Annotated in this window: 15 protein-coding genes and 2 pseudogenes; 4 read left to right on the top strand and 13 right to left on the bottom strand. The window is 71.1% G+C overall.

The genetic code is table 11. The features are described from left to right. Position 1: 1 nt before the first annotated feature. The 4 genes from BKD26_RS21895 to BKD26_RS21880 all read right to left on the bottom strand — a co-directional run bounded on the left by BKD26_RS21895 (position 2) and on the right by BKD26_RS21880 (position 4,020). The gene (locus BKD26_RS21895; RefSeq protein WP_084900792.1) at positions 2 to 346 is read right to left on the bottom strand and encodes a rhodanese-like domain-containing protein; all 345 of its coding nucleotides are present in this window, start codon (positions 344 to 346) and stop codon (positions 2 to 4) included. A gap of 51 nt (positions 347 to 397) precedes the next feature. Then, entirely contained in the window at positions 398 to 1,153 is a 756-nt protein-coding gene (locus BKD26_RS21890; protein ID WP_241518783.1) for a hypothetical protein, read from the bottom strand. 177 nt (positions 1,154 to 1,330) lie between these two features. Then, a complete protein-coding gene (locus BKD26_RS21885) occupies positions 1,331 to 2,782 on the bottom strand; it encodes a DUF2252 domain-containing protein (protein ID WP_084900790.1) in 1,452 nt (483 codons plus the stop codon). Between the two features lie 158 nt (positions 2,783 to 2,940). Beyond that, positions 2,941 to 4,020, bottom strand: a complete 1,080-nt coding sequence (locus BKD26_RS21880; RefSeq protein ID WP_084900789.1) for a hypothetical protein — start codon at positions 4,018 to 4,020, stop codon at positions 2,941 to 2,943. Between the two features lie 87 nt (positions 4,021 to 4,107). Between BKD26_RS21880 and BKD26_RS21875 the strand changes: the two genes are divergently transcribed. Next, positions 4,108 to 4,533, top strand: coding sequence for a MarR family transcriptional regulator (locus tag BKD26_RS21875; protein ID WP_084900787.1), 426 nt, complete (start codon positions 4,108 to 4,110; stop codon positions 4,531 to 4,533). On the opposite strand, the gene BKD26_RS21870 is transcribed toward BKD26_RS21875, so the two are convergent. Further along, entirely contained in the window at positions 4,515 to 5,462 is a 948-nt protein-coding gene (locus BKD26_RS21870) for a metalloregulator ArsR/SmtB family transcription factor (RefSeq protein ID WP_206603697.1), read from the bottom strand. The genes BKD26_RS21875 and BKD26_RS21870 overlap by 19 nt on opposite strands. A gap of 64 nt (positions 5,463 to 5,526) precedes the next feature. Between BKD26_RS21870 and BKD26_RS21865 the strand changes: the two genes are divergently transcribed. Then, the gene (locus BKD26_RS21865) at positions 5,527 to 6,948 is read left to right on the top strand and encodes a DHA2 family efflux MFS transporter permease subunit (RefSeq protein ID WP_084901194.1); all 1,422 of its coding nucleotides are present in this window, start codon (positions 5,527 to 5,529) and stop codon (positions 6,946 to 6,948) included. A 187-nt stretch (positions 6,949 to 7,135) separates the two neighbouring features. Here the strand turns inward: BKD26_RS21865 and BKD26_RS21860 are convergent. Further along, positions 7,136 to 7,819, bottom strand: a pseudogene (locus BKD26_RS21860) (STAS domain-containing protein); the annotation flags it as partial. Here BKD26_RS21860 and BKD26_RS21855 point away from each other — a divergent pair. After that, a pseudogene (locus BKD26_RS21855) lies at positions 7,817 to 8,068 on the top strand (MerR family DNA-binding protein); the annotation flags it as partial. The pseudogenes BKD26_RS21860 and BKD26_RS21855 sit on opposite strands and share 3 nt — an antisense overlap. Positions 8,069 to 8,534: 466 nt before the next feature. On the opposite strand, the gene BKD26_RS21850 reads toward BKD26_RS21855, so the two are convergent. From BKD26_RS21850 to BKD26_RS21840, 3 genes are all read right to left on the bottom strand, one after another. Then, the gene (locus BKD26_RS21850; RefSeq protein ID WP_084900782.1) at positions 8,535 to 13,370 is read right to left on the bottom strand and encodes a DNA repair ATPase; all 4,836 of its coding nucleotides are present in this window, start codon (positions 13,368 to 13,370) and stop codon (positions 8,535 to 8,537) included. Between the two features lie 89 nt (positions 13,371 to 13,459). Then, the gene (locus tag BKD26_RS21845) at positions 13,460 to 15,505 is read right to left on the bottom strand and encodes an SPFH domain-containing protein (protein ID WP_084900779.1); all 2,046 of its coding nucleotides are present in this window, start codon (positions 15,503 to 15,505) and stop codon (positions 13,460 to 13,462) included. A 50-nt stretch (positions 15,506 to 15,555) separates the two neighbouring features. Then, positions 15,556 to 16,161, bottom strand: a complete 606-nt coding sequence (locus tag BKD26_RS21840) for a hypothetical protein (protein ID WP_084900777.1) — start codon at positions 16,159 to 16,161, stop codon at positions 15,556 to 15,558. 237 nt (positions 16,162 to 16,398) lie between these two features. On the opposite strand from BKD26_RS21840, the gene BKD26_RS21835 reads away from it, so the two are divergent. After that, a complete protein-coding gene (locus BKD26_RS21835) occupies positions 16,399 to 17,460 on the top strand; it encodes a helix-turn-helix domain-containing protein (protein ID WP_084900774.1) in 1,062 nt (353 codons plus the stop codon). 8 nt (positions 17,461 to 17,468) lie between these two features. Here BKD26_RS21835 and BKD26_RS21830 read toward each other — a convergent pair whose 3' ends face one another. The 4 genes from BKD26_RS21830 to BKD26_RS21815 form a co-directional block, all read right to left on the bottom strand. Further along, positions 17,469 to 18,344, bottom strand: coding sequence for an alpha/beta hydrolase (locus tag BKD26_RS21830; RefSeq protein ID WP_084900772.1), 876 nt, complete (start codon positions 18,342 to 18,344; stop codon positions 17,469 to 17,471). Positions 18,345 to 18,424: 80 nt separating this feature from the next. Then, positions 18,425 to 19,858, bottom strand: a complete 1,434-nt coding sequence (locus tag BKD26_RS21825; protein WP_084900769.1) for a flotillin family protein — start codon at positions 19,856 to 19,858, stop codon at positions 18,425 to 18,427. A gap of 85 nt (positions 19,859 to 19,943) precedes the next feature. Beyond that, the gene (locus tag BKD26_RS21820) at positions 19,944 to 20,453 is read right to left on the bottom strand and encodes a hypothetical protein (protein ID WP_084900766.1); all 510 of its coding nucleotides are present in this window, start codon (positions 20,451 to 20,453) and stop codon (positions 19,944 to 19,946) included. A 151-nt stretch (positions 20,454 to 20,604) separates the two neighbouring features. Continuing rightward, complete coding sequence (locus BKD26_RS21815) at positions 20,605 to 20,829, bottom strand: hypothetical protein (RefSeq protein WP_179166634.1); 225 nt, start codon at positions 20,827 to 20,829, stop codon at positions 20,605 to 20,607. Positions 20,830 to 21,345 lie beyond the last annotated feature (516 nt).

Below are 21,345 nucleotides of genomic sequence, written 5' to 3'. Positions count from 1 at the left end.
CCTACAGAACGACGGCGGGGCTGCCGCTGTCGGTGACCATGGGGCGGCCGGCGCCTTCCCAGGCGAGCATGCCGCCGTCGATGTTCACGGCGTCGATGCCCTGCTGCACCAGGTACTGGGTGACCTGTGCCGAACGGCCGCCGACCCGGCACATCACATAGGCACGGCGCCCGTCGGCGACCGCCTCGGTCACCTCACCGAACCGGGCCACGAAGTCGCTCATCGGCACGTGCAGCGCGCCCTCGACATGCCCGGCCGCCCACTCGTCGTCCTCACGGACGTCCAGCACCAGCCCGTCGGCCGGTACGGAGGCGGCGTCCACGGTGGGCAGTGGTGCGAAGTTCATGGGTCAGGCCTTCTCTCGTCGGTGAGCTCGCCGGTACGGATACCTCCGACGCTACCGTGCCAGCGCCGCCAGCTCCGCCTCGCGCTCGGCGACCTGTGCCAGCAGCTGCTCGGCGATCTCCTCCAGCAGCCGGTCGGGGTCGTCGGGCGCCATCCGCAGCATCGCGCCGATCGCGCTGTCCTCCAGGTCCCGCGCCACCACGGTCAGCAGCTCCTTGCGCCGGGCCAGCCATTCGAGCCTGGCGTACAGCTCCTCGCTCTCGCTGAGCGCTGCGGCCGCAGGCGCCGGGCCCGCCGCCCACTCCTCGGACAGCTCCCGCAGCAGCGCCTCGTCCCCGCGCCCGTACGCGGCATTGACCCGGGTGATGAACTCCTCGCGCCGCTGCCGCTCCTTCTCGTCGCGCGCCAGGTCCGGGTGCGCCCTGCGGGCCAGCTCGCGGTAGAGCTTGCGCGCCTCGTCGCTCGGCCGCACCCGCCTGGGCGGCTGCACCGGCTGATCGGTGAGCATCGCGGCGGCCTCGGGGGACAGGCCGTCGGAGTCCACCCAGTCGTTGAACAGCTCGTCGACGCCCGGCATCGGCATCACCAGCGCCCGCGCCGACTGGGCCTTGCGCGCATCCTCCGGATCACCGGTACGGGCCGCCTTCGCCTCCGCGATCAGCGCGTCCAGCTCGTCCAGCCGCGCGTACATCGGGCCGAGCTTCTGGTGGTGCAGCCGGGAGAAGTTCTCCACCTCCACCCGGAACGTCTCCACCGCGATCTCGAACTCGATCAGCGCCTGTTCCGCCGCGCGCACCGCTCGCTCCAGCCGCGCCTCGGGCCGCTCGGCCGTATCGGCGGCTTCAGCAGCCTCAGCGGCCTCGGCGGCCTCGGCGGCCTCGGCGGCCTCAGCGGTCCGAGCGGTCTCGTCGGCGGTCGGGGCACCGGTCACGTCGTCGTTCGGGGTCGTCACCCGACCAGCGTACGGGCGAGAGGCCCCGGCCCGTCACACCCCCAGCTCGGCGGCCACGCGCCCGCTCCTGACCGCCGCGAGCAGATCGGCGTGATCCGCCTCCGTCCGGTCCGCGTACGCCACGGCGAACCGGGCCACCGCCTCGTCCAGCTCGTCGTTCTTGCCGCAGTATCCGGCGATGATCCGGGGGTCGGCGCTGTGGGCGTGCGCCCGGGCCAGCAGTGCCCCGGTCATCCGCCCGTAGTCGTCGACCTGGTCGGCCGACAGTGCCGCCGGGTCCACGCTCCCCTTGCGGTTGCGGAACTGCCGCACCTGATACGGCCTGCCCTCGACCGTCGTCCAGCCCAGCAGGTTGTCGCTGACGACCTGCATGCGCTTCTGCCCGAGGACCACGCGCCGCCCCTCGTGCGCCACCTCCCCCACGGGGAAGCCCACCCTCGGCAGGTACGGCAGCAGCGCGGACGGCCGCGCCTCCTTGACCTGGAGCACCAGCGGCTCGCCCCGGTGGTCCAGCAGCAGCACCACGTACGAACGCGTCCCCACGCTCCCGGTGCCCACCACCCGGAACGCCACGTCGTGGATCGCGTACCGCGCGAGCAGCGGCAGCCGGTCCTCCGGCAGTGTCTCCACGTACGCGCCCAGCGACGCGGCGACCGCCGCCGCCTCCGCATCCGGCACCCGGCGCAGCACCGGCGAGGCGTCCACGAACCGCCGGCCGCCGTCCGGGCACTCCTCCGTCGCCTTGGCGGCGAACCGGGCACTGGTGTTGGCCCGTGCCTTCTCCGACACCCGCTCCAGCGTGCCCAGCAGATCCCGGGCGTCGGTGTGCGAGACCAGTTCCTCGTCGGCGATCGCGTTCCAGGCGTCCAGCACGGGCATCTTCGCGAGCAGCCGCATGGTCCGCCGGTAGGCGCCCACCGCGTCGAACGCCGCCGCCCGGCACACGTCCTCGTCCGCACCCGCCTCCCGCCCGGCGAGCACCAGAGACGTCGCGAGCCGCTTGACGTCCCACTCCCAGGGGCCGACCGCCGTCTCGTCGAAGTCGTTCAGGTCGATGACGAGCCGGCCGCGCGCATCGCCGTACAGCCCGAAGTTCGCCGCGTGCGCGTCCCCGCATATCTGCGCGCCGATGCCGGTGACCGGCGTACCCGCAAGGTCGTACGCCATCAGCCCGGCGGCGCCGCGCAGGAACGCGAACGGTGTGGCGGTCATCCTGCCCACCCGTATCGGCGCCAGCCCCGGCACCCGGCCCCGGCTCGACTCCTCCACCGCCCGCACGGCATCCGGCCGCCCCTCGGGGAGCTCCAGCACCCCGTGCGACGACCGGGGCACCCGCTCGCGCAGCGCCTTGCCCCGCCCCTTCGGCGAACCCTCTCCGCGGTCCACGACGGCGAACCCCGGCACCACCGGTATGCGCCCGCCACCGCCGGCCCCGCGCTGCGCCGGCACCGCCGCCCGGATGTCGCCCGTCCGGATGTCACCCATGAGCCCCGCCCCCGTTCACCGTCACCCTCGCCCAACTGCCCAACTGCCCAACTGCCCAGCCGCTCAGCCGCTCAGCCGCTCAGCCGCTCAGTTGACCAAGAAGGTACCTCCGCCACCGCCGCCCCGTCCCGGCCTGTGGACAACCACGCGAGCCGCCCTCAGACGGCGACCGCCTCCTCCATCTCCTCCTCCGCACCGGACCCCGACTCCACCGAGCGCCGTCCGGCCTCCGCCACCCCCGCCACGGCTACCGCGACGACACCCGCGAGCAGCCACAGGGCCAGCACCAGCACATCGCGGCCGAGGCCCTGCCCGCCGAAGTACACATGGGCCCGTACGCCCTCGACGAACCCGGCGCCGTTCCAGAAGGCGTGCAGCGACGCGAAGAACCCGGGCTGGAGCTCCGGCCGGAAGATCCCGCCCGAGCTGGTGAAGTTCAGCATCACGAACAGCACCATCACGCCCAGCGTCGTCCACCGCTTCAGGAACGTGTGCAGTCCGACACCGATCAGCAGGATGCCCGCCGAGTACAGCCAGGCCATCGCCCAGACACCGCCCAGGCCCTCATCCACCAGGTGGAACAGCGGCCCGGCGAACACCGCGCCGATCACGCTCACCACCAGCGACATCCCGGCCGCCAGCAGCGCCCGCAGACGCAGCGGCAGCACGGCACCGGCCCCGCCGATCACCGCCACCGACGCGTACGAGCCGATCGACAACGCCACGAGCAGGAAGAAGATGCCCTGCCCCGTCGGATCGCCCTCCGACACCGGCACCACATCCGTCACCTTCAGCGGCGCGCCCTGCTCCGCCGCGACCCCGGTGAAGACCTTCTCCACGACCGTGGCGCTGGTGTCCGAGGCGGCCGACGCGACCAGCAACTCAGGCTTCGGACCCGGCACATACGCCCCGAAGGCCTCCTGCCCCTCCAGCGCCTCGACCGCCTCGTCACGACCCGGGACGGTACGCACGTCCAGGGTGCCGTCACCCTTGTCCTGCAGCGTCTGCGCCAGCACCTGGGCGCTGGATCCCGATCCGACCACATCGACCCGCAGATCGTGCGGTTCGGGTGCGTGGAAGGCCCCGAGGTACGCGAGTCCCATGCCCACGCACATCAGCAGGGGCGTCAGCAGATGACCGAGCACATGACGCAGCGCACCCGCGGTACCCGTACCGGCGCCGGGACCGGCGTGCGCCCTCCGCGCCGGGGCCGGTGGTGAGGACGGCGAGGACGGCATGACGGACAACCTCCAGCAGTTGGCTTTTACAACATTCTCTGTCGTTGTACTATACAACTGAAGCCGGAAGAAGAAGGTGACCCACACATGCCAGCCGGACGCGACGAGTCGGTCGACACCATCCAGCGCGAGCTGACGGCGTTCGCCCGCCGCGCCCGCGCCACGGCCGCGCGGCTCCACCCCGAGCTGTCGCTCGTCTCGTACACGCTGCTGTCGCACATCGACGAGCAGCACGGCTGCCGGGCCACCGACCTCGCCGCCCACTACCTGCTCGACAAGTCCACCGTCAGCCGGCAGGTCGCCACCCTCGAGAAGCTGGGCCTCGTCGAGCGCCGCCCCGACCCCGCGGACCACCGCGTCCAGGTGCTGCACCCCACGGAGGCCGGCACCCGGGTCCTGTCCTCCACCCACGCCAGCCGCCGCGCCGCCTACCAGGAACGCCTCGCCGACTGGTCCACCGAGGACCTCGACCGCTTCGCCGCCTACCTGCTCCGCTACAACCGCAACGCCTGAGCGTCCACACCGAAGGCCCGCTCCAGCCCCGCGGCCCCGGCCTCCGTCACATGCACCACGCGGGGCCCGGTGCCCCTCCGTACCCAGTCCAGGCCGAACAGCCGGGCGGTGAGGGCCGCGCCGAGGCCACCGGCGAGGTGGTGCTGGTGCTCGCTCCAGTCCACGCAGTAACGGATCGCGGGGCGACGCGGCGGCAACCGGTCGGCGTCGACCCCGAAGGCGGCCAGCTCCTCGCGACCGGCGTCGGTGAGTACGTACGTCACGTCCCGCCCGTACGAGGCCGGCCGGTCCCGGACCGCCTCCCGGGCGCGGTGGACCCCGTCATGGCCGGTGAGCACATCCCGTTCCAGGAGGGCGCCCATGAGGGCGACGCCGAGCCGGCCCGCCAGGTGGTCGTAACAGGTACGGGACCGGTGCAGGGCGTTGGTGCGGTTGCTGTCCCGCAGCGAGGTGAGGGGCAGGGGCGGGGCGATCAGGGCGAGGGCTTCGAGCGCGGCGCCGATGTCGGGACCGGCCAACCGGTAGTAGCGGTGCCGGCCGCGCCGTTCCACCGTCACCAGCTCGCCCGCGACAAGCCTGGCCAGGTGCGCGCTGGCGGTGGCGGCGCCGACGCCCGCCTCCGCGGCGAGCGCGCTCGCGGGCAGGGCCCGGCCGTCGGCGAGGCACTTGAGGATCGTGGCGCGCGACGGGTCGGCGATGAGGGCCGCGGCCCGCGCGATGTCGGTCTGGTACTTGAGCGGCTCGCCCGCACCCCCGCACGACTCGCCCGCGCCCCGGCGCGGCTCGCCCGCACCTCCCCCGCGCGGCTCCCCCACGCCCCCGCGCGCCTCCCCCGCACCTCCCCCGCGCGGCTCCCCCACGCCCCCGCGCGACTCCTCCGCACGCCCGCCCCGCGCCGGGCCCGTACGCCCCCTGGTCTCCTTCGCCATGACCGGATCGTACGACCACGACACTTCGACGATCGGCGAAGTGTCCGGCGCCGAGACTCCTGCCATGCCCGCCACACCTCACGCGCCCGCGCGCCGGCCCGCCCCGCTGCCCCTCATCGCCCTGAGCCTCGGCTACTTCCTCGTGATGCTGGACGTCACCGTCGTCAATGTCGCCGTCCCCGACATCCGGGACGCGCTGCGCACCGGGACCTCCGCGCTCCAGTGGATCGTCGACGGTTACAGCACCGCCTTCGCCGGCCTGCTCCTGCTCGGCGGCGGTCTCGGAGACCGGCTCGGCCACCGCCGGACGTTCCTGGCGGGCCTGGCCGTGTTCACCGGCGCCTCCGCCGCGTGCGGCATCGCGCCCTCGGTCGGCGCCCTGGTCGCGGGCCGGCTGGCCCAGGGCGCGGGTGCCGCCTTCCTGGTGCCGGCCTCGCTGGCGCTGCTCCAGGCGACGTATCCGGACCGTGCCGCAAGGGCGCGGGCGATCGCAGTCTGGGGCGCGGTGGCGTCCCTCGCGTTCGGTGCCGGTCCCGCGGTCGGCGGGCTCCTGGTGGCCGGGCTCGACTGGCGGGCGGTGTTCTGGCTCAACCTCCCGGTGGGCGCCCTGGCCGTTGCCCTGACGCTCCGCCACGTCCCGGCGCCCGCACGCGGCGTCGCGCGCCACCGGATGGACCCGCTCGGACACGTCCTGGGCGTCGTCGGCCTGATCGCCCTGGCGGGCGCCCTCAACGAAGCCGGCTCCAAGGGCTGGACGTCCCCACCGGTGCTGGGCGCCCTCGGCGTCGGCGTGGTCGCGCTCGTCACCTTCGTACGGGTCGAACGGCGCCTGGAAACCCGCACCGCCACCGGAACCAGCCCCACCCGCGCCCCGCTGATGCCGCCGTCGCTGTTCCGCAACAGCGCCTTCGCCGGGGCCGCCGCGATCGGCCTCCTCATCAGCCTCGGCTACTACGGCATGCTGTTCCTGACCACGCTCTACTTCCAGCAGGAGCGCGGCCTCGACGCCCTCGCCACCGGGCTGGCCCTGCTGCCCTCGGTGTGCATGGGCCTCATCGCCGCCCCGCTGCTGGCCCGGACCGCCGCGCGCACCGGCCCGTACGTCCCGATGGCCGGCGGCCTCGTGCTGGGCACCACCGGGTTCCTGGGCTGGCTGGTCGCCGCGCCGGACACCCCGTACACGACGCTGCTGTTCGCGCTGATCGCCACCGGACTGGGTCAGACCATGACCGCGCTCTCCGCCACCGCCGCGATCATCGAGGCGGCTCCCGAGGACAGCGCCGGGATCGCCTCCGCGGTCTTCAACGTCTTCCGTCAGGTCGGCAGCGCGGTCGGTGTCGCACTGTTCGGCACCCTCACCGCCTCGGCCGGCGACTTCACCTCGGGGCTCCGGCTGTCGGCGGGTATCGCGGCAGCGGCCTTCCTGGTCGGCGCCCTGCTCGCCGTCGCGGCGGTCCGGCGCCGCGACGGCCTCGTACGCCCCTGAGACCTTGCTCACACGGGCCGCACGAGCCGCACAGCCGCATGGACCGCACGAGCCGCACAGCCGCATGGACCGCACGAGCCGCACAGGCGCACAGGCACACAGGCACACAGGCGCACAGGCACACAGGCACACAGGCGCACAGGCCCGGATGATGACCAGGGCCCCTGAACTACGCGTGCGTTGATCGTCAGTGGCAGGCTGCGAGTTCGCCGGTGAGCTTGCCATGAAGGAGGGCGCTGTCGTCGTTGAGGCCGGTGATCTCGACGGTCTTGCCGCGCTGGGCGTATTTCTTCTCGATCGCGTCGAGGACGGCGACGGAGGAGGCGTCCCAGATGCGGGCAGACGACAGGTCGATGACGACCTTCTTCGGGTCGGTGGCGTAGTTGAACTGGCCGACGAGGTCGTTGGAGGAGGCGAAGAACAGTTCGCCGGTCACCCGGTAGACGACCGTGGTGTGGTCGGGATCCGTGACTGCGGTGACCTCCGCGAGGTGAGCGACGCGCTTGGCGAAGATGACCACGGCGGTGATCGAGCCGACCACGACGCCGACGGCGAGGTTGTGGGCGGCGACCACGCAGGCGACGGTGATCACCATGACGGCGATCTCCCCGGCGGGCATTCGCTTCAGCGTCGTGGGGGCGAGGGAATGCCAGTCGAAGGTCGCCACGGACACCATGATCATGACGGCGACCAGGGCGGCCATCGGAATGTCGGAGACAACCGGGCCGAAGACGATGCACAGCACCATCAGGAACGCGCCGGCGAGGAAGGTCGACAGGCGGGTGCGGGCGCCGGAGACCTTCACGTTGATCATCGTCTGGCCGATCATGGCGCAGCCGCCCATGCCGCCGAAGAATCCGGTGACGATATGGTGATCCGCCGCATGAAGCCGCTCGGTTTCACCCTGGAGCAGATGCGCGACCTGCTGGAAGCCACCGACCGACTCGACTCCGGTGCACAGTTGCCACCCGGTGAGCGGGAGGCCCTACTGGAGCGTATGCGCGGGTTCCAGGAGGCTGCGCAGCAGCGGATGGCGGACCTGCGGACTCAGCTGGCACGGGCGGAGGAGTTCGCCGCCACGCTGGATGAGCGTCTCGCATCGGCGCACCACTGCTGGTGAGAGCGCCGTACAGGACTCGCGCGGCGGGCCGTTGACCTCAACTGAAGTTCATGTTCTGGCTTGCGCCTTCCGGCGTCGGCTCGGCCGTCGTCGGTTCCGAGGCTCAGTACGGGTAGACCAGGGCCGGGGAGCACGTACCTGGCCGCTCCGAGCAACGCGAGAGCGGCGCCGAGGGCCTGGAGAGGGAGACCGACGGTGGAAGTGGACAACAGCCCTCCTGGCTGGTGGCTGAAGGGTGGGGCAGGCGGAGCCCGAGCCGCCTTCACACGCGGCCCGGGCAATGTGCGGACGGCATTGAGGCGTTGTGCCGGTCACGCCGTCCCGTGCTGATGACGCGGGTCGGTCAGTATCCCCAGTAGAACTTCGAGGAGTAGACGTAGCCCCTGCGGTACGCGGTCGTCCACCAGGAGGTCTCACTGAACCTGAAGTGGGTGGAGGTCCTGCTGTAGGTGGTCTTGTCCTGGTGTCACCAGTCCGGTCCGCCTCCCGGGCGGGCCGCATGTCGGCCGGGCGGGCGGCTCAGCAGGTGGCGAGGGTCCGTGGCGCGGGTGATGGCCGTTTCTACGGCCGCTATCCGGTCGGCCAGCAGCCCGAGCGCGGCCACCGCCCGGCCGAGGGCGTCGTCCCCGGAGTCGCCGAGGGACTGGGTACGGACGTACGCGGCGGTGATCTCCGCCCAGCGCGCCGCCTGTGCCTGAGTGAGTGTGCCGCGCAACGCGGCCAGCTTGAGCAGGTTGGTCTCGGCTCCGGTGGTGAGGGTCTGGGCTTCGCCCGTGTAGTGGTCGTCGATCACGGCAGCGAGCTCGTCATCGGTCATGACCGAGGAGACGCGGGCGGCGATCTTGTTCATGTTGCGGTAGGAGCCCTGCAGCTGGAAGGGCGGCTCGGTGCGGGTGGCGTCGCTCTGGGCGGCGGAGGCGATGTAGGCCGCGTTGACGGCGAGGACCGTGTCGCGGGCGACGAGCAGGTGGCGCAGTACCGCGAGGACGCGGTCGAGTTCGGCGGGGGCGTAGAGGTGGATGAGCCGGTCGCTTCGGGCGGTCGGGTCCTGGGCGGCGAGGCGTACCAGCAGGTCGAGGTCGGCGCGGTCCCGTCCGGCCAGTGGCGCGAGGTCCGGGTGGGAGGTGAGGGCGTTCTCGATGAAGCTGAGTGCGAAGACGTCCTCCTTGCCGCTCAGTACGTCGCCGAGGTTCCAGATGTCGGCACGGTTGGCGAGCATGTCGGGGATGCGGAAGCGCTGCCCGGACTCGGTGTAGGGGTTGCCGGCCATGCAGACGGCGAAGCGCTTTCCGCGCAGGTCGTGCCCGTTCAGAGTGCGGGTGGCATCGCAGAGGGGGATGAACTTCTGGAGCAGCTCGGGTGAGGTGTGCTGGATGTCGTCCAGGTAGAGCAGGACGTTGTTCGCCGCTGCCAGGGCGAAGCCGATCTTCTCGAGCTCGCGACGTGCGGTGGAGTTGGGCGCCTCAGCCGGGTCGAGGGAGGTGACGGTGCGGCCGAGGGCCGGTCCGTCGACCTTCACCAGCATGAGGCCGAGGCGGTCGGCGACGTACTCCATGAGGGTCGTCTTTCCGTAGCCGGGCGGGGAGACGAGCAGGAGCAGTCCGCTGTTGTCCGTCCGCTTCCCAGCGCCTGCGGAACCGAGCTGCTTGGCGAGGTTGTCGCCGATGAGCGGCAGGTACACCTCGTCGACGAGGCGGCCTCGCACGAAGGAGGACATGACGCGAGGACGGTACTCGTCGAGACGGAGGCGGCGGCGCTCGGCGGCGACCAGGGCTGTCCTGCGCTGCTGGTAGGCGCGGAAGCCGGGGACCACTCGGCGGGCGAAGTCGCCCGTCCGGGCGAGGAACTCGTCGAGCCGCAGGGGCAGGGTGCCCTTGTCGATCCTCGGGTGCGTGCCGAGCAGACCCTCGACCGTGGCCGTCACGGTGCCGTCCCCGTCGTGGCGCGCCAAAGCGGGGCAGACCTCGATCGCGACGGCCTCGGCGAGGTCGCCGGCATCCAGGTCCTCACCGCCCGAGGAGGCGTACGAGGCGAGCCAGCCCTCGACCAGCCGCCGCGCTCCCGCGGTGTCCCCGGCAGCCAGCCGGTCCCGTACGTCCTCCACGTACGGTGACGAGCCCACCGATCGGTGGAACTTTTCCAGCAGCGTGCGGGCCGCCGGGCTCGTCACGAAGCACGCTCCGGTCGCCAGTTCTTCGACGAGGTACTCGGCCGCGAGGCCGGTCAGGGCGCCCGCGCCGGCGAGTGCGCCGTGCAGCGCGTCGAGCGCCGGTGCGGTCCCGAACATGTTCCGTGCCCGGACCAGGGACGCCGCCTCGCGCGTCCATGCCTTCCGCGCCTCGGGGGTCGTGCCGTGGGCCCAGAACAGCTGGGCGGCGGCCCGGTCGGCAGCCGGGTACCGAAGCAGGCCCGCCCGCTCCCGCAGGCTGAGCAGCAGCGAGAGGATCACGGCCGCGTCGTGATCGTGGACACCGCGCTCGTACCCCTCGTCGTACGCGGCCTCGGCGCTCCGCCGGGCGACGGCGGTGAGGTCCGCGCCGGCGAGGGCTTCCGCGCCGTGCTCGGCCAGTAGCTTCGCGGCGAGGTACTCCGCCCGGTAGACCTCCGCGTTCTCGGACGGCAGGAGCTGGTCCCAACAAGCACGGGTGTCCGCGAACTCCGGGTCGGTGACCGGGCGCCGGTAATCGGTGCCGGTCAGTGCGAACGCCATCCCCTCGTCGCCGTGCGGTACGAGCGTGAGCTCCGGGGGCCGGGTGTTGACCGCGAAGCGGTGCGCGCCCAGCCTGATGGTGTCGCCGCCATCCGCGTACAGCTCGGTGCGGTCCCGCAGCGCCCGCCCGGCCTCTTGGCGGGCGGCCTTCAGCCGCCCCTCCAGCTCCTCCGCGCGCACCTGGTCACCGAGCTCGCGCAGTTCACCGGTGGTGCGGCGGACCTTGGCAGCCATCGGGTCGGATGCGAAGTACGTGTTGACCGCGTCCAGGTTCTCCAGGCCGGCTGCCCGGCGGGCGATTGTCTCCAGAACGCGGGTGGCGGACTCGGCAAGCCGCTCGGCGCGCCGGGCCCGGGCGTCCTGGAGGGTCTGCTTGCGGCCGGAGAAGGCGTCGTGAATCTCGGTGCGCTTGTCGGCGATCTCCGTGAGGAAACCGTCGTGGTCGGCGAAGCGTGACTCCAGGTTGTCGAGCTGGAGCAGGAGACGGGCGAGCTGCGCGTCGCAGGATTCGGGGGCGTCCGCCGCGGCCAGCGCGCCGGTGACCGACTGAGCGAGCAGGGCGAACTCAGCCGCGAACTCCGCCCGCCCTTCCTGGTCGACGAGCTCCCGGCGGCGAGCGGCGAGCACCGCCCGAGCGCGGTTCAGCCCTCCCAACACCTCGGCGATCCGCTCCAGGATCGTGGTGCGCACGGTGGTATCGCCGATGTCCAGGCCGGCGACGACCTCGGTGAGGGTCTGAAGGCCGAAGACCTGCTCGTCCAACCGCTCCGCGACCGTAGCCGCCTCCGCGGCCGTGCTGATCGCCCCGGCGTCGGCGGTGAGACGCTCCACCTCCGCGTGGTGGCCGGTGAAGGCGTCGTCGCGCTGGAGGAAGGCCACCGCCCGCTGCGCGGTGGAGACGATGTGGCCCTCGGTGTCCTCGGTGAGCGCGTCGATGGTCTCCGCGTCCGCGTACCGCATCTCCTTCAGGGTCACCAGGCGACCCTGGGCCCGTCGCAGCTCCGTGATGCGCTCGATCCACTCCTCGGCGGTAGCGGGCGCCTCCCCGCGCACGCGCCGGACCAATCGCTGAATCCGCTCGGCTGTCTCCGCGAGCGCCTCGGCCGCCTGCCGGGTGAGGGACTGTACGGACGCGAATTCCTCCAACACCCGCTCCGCGGTGGCTCGAACCTCCTCCAGAGGAGCACGCAGGTCACCGGCGTCCGCGTCGCCCAGCCAGTGGAAGCGGTCGGCAGCCCGGGCGCAGGCGGCGACGAGCGCCTGGTACATCTCGCTGCCGGCGGTGGTCTCGCCGGCCTGGCGGGCGATGGCGAGGCAGTCCGAGATGCCTCGTACCAGGTCGGCGTTGCCGATGCGGGCGAGGGGCCCGTCGTCCACGGGCACGATGTGGGTGTCGGAGACGTACGGTGTCCTCCACACCTGCACCGCGTGCACGCGGGCCGGCTCGCCGGACTCCGGGCGCAGCAGGGTGAGGGTGCCGTCGTCGAAGAGGGCGTAGCCGTGGCAGGTCAGCGGTGCGGCGGCCTCGTGGCGGATGAGGTTGTACGACAGGAGAAGGATGCGGCCCTCGGCCCGGGTGTGGAACGCGAACAGCACGTCCTCACCGTTCGGCGAGCACACCGCACGCTCGAACTCCAGCCCCGAGGTGTCCGCCGTGTCGAAGGTCTTCACCGCGCCGGAGGCGAGGCAGTAGCCGCCGGGGAAGACGATGCCCTGGTCGTCGGGCAGGCGGCGGCACGACTGTCCGATGCCGTCCAGCCGGGCGACGGTCTTCGTGAGCGTGTTGAAGACCAGATGACGCCAGGTCTCCTCCTTGTAGGGCCGCACGCGCAACAGAACCAGGGCGCCGACGGCCGCGTACGCCACCTCGGCGTCGGCGAGTGACTGCAACGGCTCGTCGACCGGTTCGCTGTGGATGCCCTCGCCGGTCTCGGTGTCGTCCTCGGTCTTCACGGTGAGCGTGCCGCCGACCGTGGAGACGAACACCGTGCCATCGGCGACGGCGATGTGCGGATACCGCCCGAGGACGTGATCGTCCCGGGTCGTCCCGGTCCACGTGAAGTCGTGCGGGTCGGGAAAGACGTGGTCGCGATCGCCACGGGCGTCCAAGAACCGCACGTCGCCCACGGGGGAGACCGACCAGCGAAGGACGCGGATGTCCTCGGCCTGCTCCCCGGTCCGGAACACCGCCAGCAGCTTGCCGTCGACGCGGCGCAGCCGGAGCAGGCGCGCACCCTGGAAGTAACGGTGAAGCGCGTCGTGTTCGCGTACGAAGCCGGGGTCGTCGAGGAGTCCGGGCACCGCGTCGTCCGGGAGGCGGTTCAGCTCGCGGTCGTAGAGGGCGAACACGTCGGCGGCCGGAGCCTCGTATCCGACGAGCAGCGCGTCGCCGACGGCGACGACGTCGCGGGGTACGACAGTGTGCTCCGTGCGGATCCGCTCGGTAGTGAGAAGAGCGAGTTCGGTGGCGCCGAAGGCCGCGACGCGGGCGGTGTTGAGTGCCTCGACGCGCCGGGCGAGTTCACCGGCCTGAGCACCGAGACGGTCACGCAGTACCTCGTACGTACCGGCGTCCATCCCCGTCGTCTCCATGCTCTCCCACTTCCTCGTGTACGTGATGGGGGTGTCCTCGGAGCTGCCGCCCCCCGCGCGGCAGCTCCGGAAGCTGTGGAACCGGGCGGTCAGCCCTTGGCCGCACCGTCCAGCCCGGCGAGCTCGGCCACCGGCATGTCGGCCAGGCCCAGCTGCCGTGCCTTGCCGATCAGCTCGTCCAGTTGGCCTGATCCGGCCGGCATGAGCTTCATCAGCAGGGCGGAGACGGTCAGGTTCTGCACGTCGGAGGTGGACACCGACCCGAGTACCTTCGTCAGGTCCTCGGTGAAGGAGGCGGAGCCGTCCAGCCACGGCCCGGCCAGCACTTGGGCGGTCTGCGAGCTGTCCATGAATCCGTCGACGCTCTTGCCGAGGGAGATGGCGCCGACGATACGGTCGAAGAAGGCCGACTCGCCGCCGACGATGTTGATGTCGGCGTTCTCCAGTCCGGTGGCGAGCACCGTGGCCTGCGCTTCGGCGACCTGCCGCTGGACGTCGATCCCGGCGAGCCGGATGTCCTTCTCCGCCTCCAGGCGCAGCCGGAACTCCTCGTGGGAACGCGACGCCTCGTCGAGCGCGGCCATGGCCGCCGCCTTGTCGGTGAGGCCCGCCGCCTCGGCCTTGAGCTTCTCGCCGATGGCGGTGGCCTCGGCCAGCGCCTTCTCGCGAGTGCCGGCCGCCTCGGCGCGCAGCCGTGCCTCGGTCGCCCCGGCCTCCGCGCGGCCGGCCTTCTCGATGGCGTCGGCTTCCTTCTCCCGTACCTGGACGGCGGCCAGCCCCTCGGCGGCGGCTTCGGCCTGGATGCCCTCGGCGAGGCGGACCTTCGCGCGGGCGTCCATGTCGGCGGCCTTGTGCCGGGCCTCGGCCAGGGTCAGCTCCTCCGCCGCCCGGTGGATGGCGGCCTGCTCGGCGGCTTCGGCGGCCTTGATGTCCTTGACCAGCTGCTCCTGCGCCTCGGCCTCGGCGGCGATGACGACGGCCTGCCGCTTGCGCTCGGCCTCCTCGACGGTGCGGAGCTTCTTGATGGACTCCTCCTGCTCGGCGACCGTACGGTCCACCGCGACCCGCTCCCGGATCACCTCGGCGATCTCGCGGCGCTCGGCCTCGACCTCCTTCTCCGCGGAAATGCGGGTCAGTTCCGTCTCCCGGTCGCGGGCGATGACTTCGAGGAGGCGGTCCTTCTCGATGCGCTCGTTCTCGATGGCGATGACCCGCTCGCGGTTCTTCTGCGCGACCGCGACTTCGCGGGCCTGGTTCTCCCGCTGGATTCCGAGCTGCTCCTCGGTCTTGAGGAAGGCGCTCTGCGCGCGGAGCCGCTCCTCCTCGACCACCCGGGCGGTCTCGGCCTCCTCCTTGGCCCGTACGGTGTCGATCTCGCGCTTCTGCTTGATCTCGGCGTCGGCCTGACGGCGCTCCAGCTCCAGGATGGATTCCCGGGCGTCGACGTTCTGCCGGGTGATCTCCTTCTCCTCGGTGCGCCGGAACTCGTTGGTGCGCACGTGCTCGACGGCCGTCAGCTCGGTGATCTTCCGGATGCCCTGGGCGTCGAGGATGTTGGAGGCGTCCAGTTGCGCGAGCGGCGTCTGCTCCAGGTAGTCGATCGCCGCGTCCTCCAGGCTGTAGCCGTTCAGGTCGGTGCCGATGACCTGGATGATCCGGTCCCGGAACTCGTCGCGCTTGGTGTAGAGGTCGGTGAAGTCGAGCTGCTTGCCGACGGTCTTCAGCGCCTCGGAGAACTTGGCGTTGAACAGCTCCTGCAAGGTGGCCTGGTCGCTGGCGCGGGCTGTGCCGATGGCCTGGGCGACCTTGATGACGTCCTCGACGGTCTTGTTGACGCGTACGAAGAACGAGATGCGGATGTCCGCGCGGATGTTGTCGCGGCAGATCAGACCGTCCCGGCCCGTCCTGCTGATGTCGATGGTCTTCACCGAGATGTCCATGACCTCGGCCTTGTGCAACACGGGCAGGACGACCTGTCCAGTGAAGGTGACGTCGACCTTCCGCATCTTCGACACGATCAGCGCCTTGCCCTGCTCCACCTTGCGGAACAGTCGGCTGATCACGAACAGCATGGCGATCGCGATGAGCAGGACAACGGCGACGAGCACGCCGATGCCCCAAGAGATGGCATCCATGAGGAAACCCCGGATCGAAGGGTGGTGGCTGAAGCAGGAGGGGCGGCGAATCAGCCGCGGGGGTCCAGCGCCTTGTCGAAGGGCGCGACCCAGAAGAACTCGCCGGTGTCGTCGTAGGCGTACAGCAGTCCGGTGCTGCCGAGTCCCAGCAAGCTGCCGTCGTTCTGGCGGACCTGTACGACGGCGGTGGAACCGTCCCGCGCCGCGACCTCGGCCTGGCCGAAGTCCACGTCCACCCGCCCGGTGCGGATGGTGCAGGTCGACCCGACGAAGTCGTGCAGGGACGGCCCGGGTTCGTCGGGGAACAGTTTGGCCAGAGGGCGTACGAGCGCCCGGGTCAGACGCCACGAGCCGAAGAGCGAGATGAACAGCAGAACGGCGCCGAGCAGATGGACCACGGCAACCGGCCACCCTGTAAGGGCGAGGAGCACGGACCCGGTGAGGCTGAAAAACCAAGACAGGATGATCAGCAGCGAAACCGACACCGCGCCGGGAACTCCGCCCAGGCTCAGCGCGCCGGTGTCCACATCCGCGTCGAAACTGTCCGTCTCAGCCACGCCCACCAGCACGAGCAGCCAGAAACCGAGGACCACCATGAGAGCCGCGGTGAGCAGCACCGTGGGGAACGCAGCGACGGCATGCAGAAACGCGGCCATGACTCTTCCCCCTGATCTTGTGGTGCGGCGTGCTGCTTTCCGGTTTCCGGCATCAGCCTCAGGCGCCTGGCCTCGGCACGCTCATCATGGCAGCGTGACACGCATGTTCGCATTGCCGTAGACCGGCAATTTTTACGGCCTCTTGATGCCGGTGGCCATCCCTCGGCAGCCGCATGCCACCCTTGACGTTCACGCGTCAGAAAAGCGTCATCGGCGCGTCAGGAACGGGGAGGGACCATGGCGGAGCAGGACACAGCCGAGGAGTATCTGGAGGGGTACACCCACATCCTTGCCGCTGCCAGCGCCACCGGCAGGCGGCTGAACCGCGACGAGCTGGACGCGCTACGCGCCCGGGGCGAGCAGGCCGCCGAGGCGGGCTTCGGGCTTCGGCTCCTGGTACGGGCGCACCTCGCCGCCGCCCAGGACGTACGGGCGGATCTGCGCGGCGCGGCCGCCGACCACCTGCTCGCGGCCGTCGAGCAGGCCGTGGACGCCTTCGCCGAAGGCCACGAGCGGGCGCAGCGGCTCGCCATCCGACAGCAGGAGGCCGCACGGCGGGAGTTCATCGACGACCTGCTCCACGGCCGCACCGACGTCGGCCACCTCGCCGAACGAGCCGGGCGTTTCGGGCTGCTGCTGTCCCACGCCCACGCGGTCGCTGTCGCCGAGGGACCCGAACCGTACGACGACGGCTATGCGGTCACCCGTGGGATCGAGGCTTCCCTCGCAGCCCGCTTCGGCGACCGCCGCATCCTGCTCACCACGAAGAACGGCAGGCTCATCTGCATCGCGCCTGGTGACCAGGCCGACGTCCTGACCTTCTTCGCCAAGCAGGCATACGCCGCGACCGACGGCGGCCGCGCAGCCATCGGCCGGCCACACCAGGGCGTCGGTGGAGTCGTCAGCTCCTACGAGGAGGCGCTCAACGCCCTGGACCTGGCCGGCCGCATACACCTCGACGCGCCGGTGCTGCACGCCGCCGACCTCCTGGTCTACCCGGTGCTCACCCGCGACCGGCAGGCGATGGCCGACCTCGTACGCACGGTCCTCGGCCCGCTGCAGCAGGCCCGTGGCGGTGCGAAGCCGCTCATCGACACCCTCACCGCATACTTCGACACCGGCTGCGTGTCCGCCGAGGCCGCTCGGCGCCTCTCCCTGAGCGTGCGGGCCATGACCTACAGGCTGGAACGCATCCACAAGCTGACCGGTGCCGACCCGGGCGACCCCGTCCACCGCTACACGCTGCAGACCGCCGTCATCGGCGCCCGCCTGCTGGACTGGCCCGACCAGGAACTCTGACCGGCGCCTCAGCTCCCGTACATGTGACCGAGCACAACATTCGCCACCGCCTCAGGACGCTCGTCCATGAGCAGGTGCCCGGCGCTTTCCACGACCTTCACGTCGACGCCGAGGCCGCGGCGCGCGGCCGCTCTCAGGGTCCGTGGCGGAAGAAAGACGTCATGCCGTCCCGTCATGACCACACAGGGCGTGGCTCGCCGGTCGCCCAGTACCGCTGCGGGCAGCGGTGCGGGGGCGAGACTGCTACGGCAGCAGGTGGCGACCATGTCCATCCAGGTGGCGAGTCTTTCGGAAACGGGCCGGCCGGGAGCGACCATGTGCCCCAGCAGCCGTCTTGCACGCCGGACGGACGGGCATGCCAGCCAGGGAACCGCGGCCCGCACCACCGAAGGGCTGACGTTGAGGCGAGCGATGCCGGCAGGGGATACCAGGACACGGCCGGTGATCCTTGACGATGCGCAGGCCAAGGCGATGGCCGCCCCCAAAGAGTGACCGACCACTACGGCGGGGCCGGGGACCGCACGCTCCAAAGCCTCGCTCAGCCAACTCCCGTACCAGGTCACGCGTCCGTGACGCGGCCGGAACTCTCCGCTGAGCCCTGGCTGCCCTGGCACATCAAGGACGATCGTATGGCGGCCGGCGGACAGTGCGGCGACCGCTGCCAGGGACGTCGCCGCGTTCATGTTGGTTCCCGGCACCAGCACGACGCTCGGCGCGCCGCCGGTAGGGGCACGGCCGACCGTGACCACGCTGGTCACGCCGGCTGACGTCGTCACCTCCGAGCGAACGTGATCGACCTCCCAGCCGTCGAGCTGCTCGGCACACCACCTGCGCACACGTTCCCGGGCCTTGCCGCTCTTGTAGATCGACGCCGCGTCCCGCATCGAACTCCCTCCATCCGCCCCTCGGCGCCGTGCCATATCGTCCTGCAGCGAGCGCCCGCCATCCGCCCACCCCGTTCAGCTCAGTCGGCGATGTCGATCCTCCCGTTGGACGACGTGGACTGCTCGGCTGCGGGTGACGCCCCACCGGTGCGGGCAGTGATGCCCTTCAGCAGTTCGGCGAGGTCCACGCCGGTGGCGGAACCCAGAAGCTCCATGCCCTGGGCGACGTTGTCCGTGACCGTACGGGTCAGCCTGCTCGCGCCGTCGGTGGAGATGACCGTCATCTTGTCGATGGCGCTGAGAGGTTCGGCCGCCTTGCCGACGACCTGCGGCAGTACCTCGACCAGCATCTGGAGGACGGCGGCATCGCCGTACTGGGCGAACGCGTCGGCCTTCTTGCGCATGGCCTCGGCCTCGGCCGATCCCTTGGCGGCGATGGCCGCGGCCTGCGCCTCGCCCTCGATGCGTACAGCGTCGGCCAGGGCCGCCCGGTGGGCCTTTTCACCCTCACCGGTCAGCCGCGCGCGCTGCGCTTCGGCCTCGGCCTCCTTGACCTGGGCGATACGGCGGGCCTCGGCCTCCTGCTCGGCCTGGTAACGGGCAGCGTCGGCGGGCTTCCGGACCTTGGTGTCGAGCTCCCGGTCGGTCAGCGCTGCCTGCCGCTCTGCGACCTTCTCCTGTTGACTGAGGATCTCCTGCTGCCGGTCGGCCTCGGCGAGCGGCCCGGCGGCCGCGGCCTTCGCGGCGGCCTCATCGGTCTCCGCCTTGATCTCGGCCTGCTTGAGCGCGAAGGTCCGCTGGGCGATCGCGATCTCCTCCTCGGCCTTCAGCCGGGCCTGCTCGGACGCCCGGCGGGCGACCGCCTCGGCGATGTCGGCCTCCTGCTTGGCGCGAGCGGCCTCCGGACGGCCGAGGTCCTCCAGGTAGGAGCCCTCGGTGGTGATGTCCTGGATCTGGAACGCGTCCAGGACCAGCCCCTGCCCGGACAGGCTGGCCTCGGCCTCCTCGGCGACCTGCCCGGCGAACGCCGCCCGGTCGCGAATGATGTCCTCCACCGACATCCGGCCCACGATGGAACGCAGCGCACCGGACAGCACTTCCTGTGTAAAGCCGACGATGCCGTCCTGCTGCATCAGGAACCGCTGGGCGGCTGCCCGGATCGAGTCCTCGCCGCCACCGACCTTGACGATGGCAACACCTTCGAGGTTGGCCTTCACCCCGCGCAGCGTCACCGCGCCGCGCACGGCGACGGGAATGTGCCGGGACGACAGGTCGAGGGTGAACTTCTGCTGGACGAAGGGGACGACGAAGACACCGCCGCCGACCACGACCTTTTGGCCACTGTTGTCGGTGAAGACGCGCCCCGTCTCGGGGTCGGTGGACTTCTTCCCCCGACGGCCCGTGATGATGAACGCCTCGCTCGGGCCGGCAACCTTGTACCGCGTGATCACGACGAGGGCGAGCAGCACGAGGAGTACGACGGCTCCCGACACTGCGATGACGACTGGACTCATGGCACATCCCTCCTGCCTTCCCGAGGAGGGCAGATCGAGTAGGTGGTCTGGTGGGCTGGCTCAGCGAGGGGAGGAAAGAGCCGGTTCAGCGCTCGACGAGACGCACACGAACCGAAGTGGGCGACAACGCTTCCTCGACCCAGACCTCGGCGCCCCGCTGGACGGCGTCGTCCGACTTGGCGGCGAACTTCACCGGCTGGCCGGCCACGCGCAGCAGAACTTCGCCATAGCCGTCCACCGGAATGGCGGTGACCACCGCCCCCGTGGTGCCGATGAGGTCGTCGCCACGGGGGGCCGCCGCGCCCCGATCGTCAATGAGCGTGCGGCTCAGCTTCCAGGCAAGCCAGCCGGCGCCGGTGCCGGTGAGCACTCCGGCGGCCGTTGCCGGGCCTGCCCCGAGACTGGTGCTGCCGAGCACGACGGCTCCCGTGAAGCCGAGCATCGACATGAACCCGGCTATGACCGGAAGCGACAGCCATCCGTCGAACAGGCCGTCCGCCACGCCGCCGAAGAAACCTTCCAGCACTCCGTCAAGGACCAGTGAGGCAGCGAGCAGCACGATCCCGGCGATGCCGAGACCCAAGAACAAGCCCATGGCGCCCACCTCCCTGGCCTGCGGGTGCCCCCGAGGTGACCGGATCGTCTCACCTGCCGGTACGGATTTTCATTGCCGCGTCCCGGCAGTCTTTACGCCCCTTCAGTGCCGCCCTGATCACCCCGTGGCAGGAGGGCAACGGTGTAAGCCTTCACTGCTGCTCCTGCCGCACCGCGCCAGGGTCGTGTTGCGGATGCCGGCCGAGCAATTCGGCCAGGCCCCGCCGGGTGGCGGCCACCACGACACGGTCGTCGGGGAGGAGAACCGAGGCTCGTCCCTGGACCGGGACGGCCAGCCGGGGCCCGGCTGCCGCACCGCCGCCAGGGCGGACGAGGACGACCCGCTCCCTGTAGACGTCCCGGAGTTCTGTGGCCAACCGGTGGGCGAGAGCGTCATCGCCACAGACGATCATGTGTCCGGCCGGTCCGGGGGTTCGCTGAGCAGTAACCGAAGGCACGTGCTTGGGTGTCCAATCTCTTGGGGCCTATCGGGCGCGCGCTCATCGTCATCAGTGCCGTGATCGTCATCGGGTACCTGTGGAAGCCCAGCCGCAGACCTTGAGGGGACACCCGGGTCACGAGGAGCGGATCCAGGAAGCCGTCGAGGGCACGGGACTGGGGCCCGAGCACACGGTCATACCTGTTGAGGCGATCGACGAAGCGGAAACGGACGGCGCCGACAGCAAAGGCACCAGCAGCGGTGTGGACCACTTCGAGATCAGCACGGACGACGTGGAGATCCCTTGCTGCACGCGCGTATCCCCGCCCCGATCGAAAACCGGACGTGATGAGACTGGTCACCGTCAAGGTGCCGGTGGACGCGAAGGATCCGTGCTGACGTGCGCAGGCTCCGCCCGCATCCGCTAATCAGCACCGTCTCTGCCGGTCAATCG

It is taken from the genome of Streptomyces sp. CB03238 (assembly GCF_002099185.1).
Taxonomy (GTDB): domain Bacteria; phylum Actinomycetota; class Actinomycetes; order Streptomycetales; family Streptomycetaceae; genus Streptomyces.
Note: the sequence above shows the minus strand (reverse complement) of the source record. Positions and strands in the feature narration are given on the sequence as shown.

Bases quoted from the DNA above. Each gene is read 5' to 3' on its own strand.
- BKD26_RS21895 (WP_084900792.1), bottom strand. From the start codon at position 346: ATGAACTTCGCACCACTGCCCACCGTGGACGCCGCCTCCGTACCGGCC.
- BKD26_RS21885 (WP_084900790.1), bottom strand. From the start codon at position 2,782: ATGGGTGACATCCGGACGGGCGACATCCGGGCGGCGGTGCCGGCGCAG.
- BKD26_RS21880 (WP_084900789.1), bottom strand. From the start codon at position 4,020: ATGCCGTCCTCGCCGTCCTCACCACCGGCCCCGGCGCGGAGGGCGCAC.
- BKD26_RS21875 (WP_084900787.1), top strand. From the start codon at position 4,108: ATGCCAGCCGGACGCGACGAGTCGGTCGACACCATCCAGCGCGAGCTG.
- BKD26_RS21870 (WP_206603697.1), bottom strand. From the start codon at position 5,462: ATGGCGAAGGAGACCAGGGGGCGTACGGGCCCGGCGCGGGGCGGGCGT.
- BKD26_RS21865 (WP_084901194.1), top strand. From the start codon at position 5,527: ATGCCCGCCACACCTCACGCGCCCGCGCGCCGGCCCGCCCCGCTGCCC.
- BKD26_RS21850 (WP_084900782.1), bottom strand. From the start codon at position 13,370: ATGGAGACGACGGGGATGGACGCCGGTACGTACGAGGTACTGCGTGAC.
- BKD26_RS21845 (WP_084900779.1), bottom strand. From the start codon at position 15,505: ATGGATGCCATCTCTTGGGGCATCGGCGTGCTCGTCGCCGTTGTCCTG.
- BKD26_RS21840 (WP_084900777.1), bottom strand. From the start codon at position 16,161: ATGGCCGCGTTTCTGCATGCCGTCGCTGCGTTCCCCACGGTGCTGCTC.
- BKD26_RS21835 (WP_084900774.1), top strand. From the start codon at position 16,399: ATGGCGGAGCAGGACACAGCCGAGGAGTATCTGGAGGGGTACACCCAC.
- BKD26_RS21830 (WP_084900772.1), bottom strand. From the start codon at position 18,344: ATGCGGGACGCGGCGTCGATCTACAAGAGCGGCAAGGCCCGGGAACGT.
- BKD26_RS21825 (WP_084900769.1), bottom strand. From the start codon at position 19,858: ATGAGTCCAGTCGTCATCGCAGTGTCGGGAGCCGTCGTACTCCTCGTG.
- BKD26_RS21820 (WP_084900766.1), bottom strand. From the start codon at position 20,453: ATGGGCTTGTTCTTGGGTCTCGGCATCGCCGGGATCGTGCTGCTCGCT.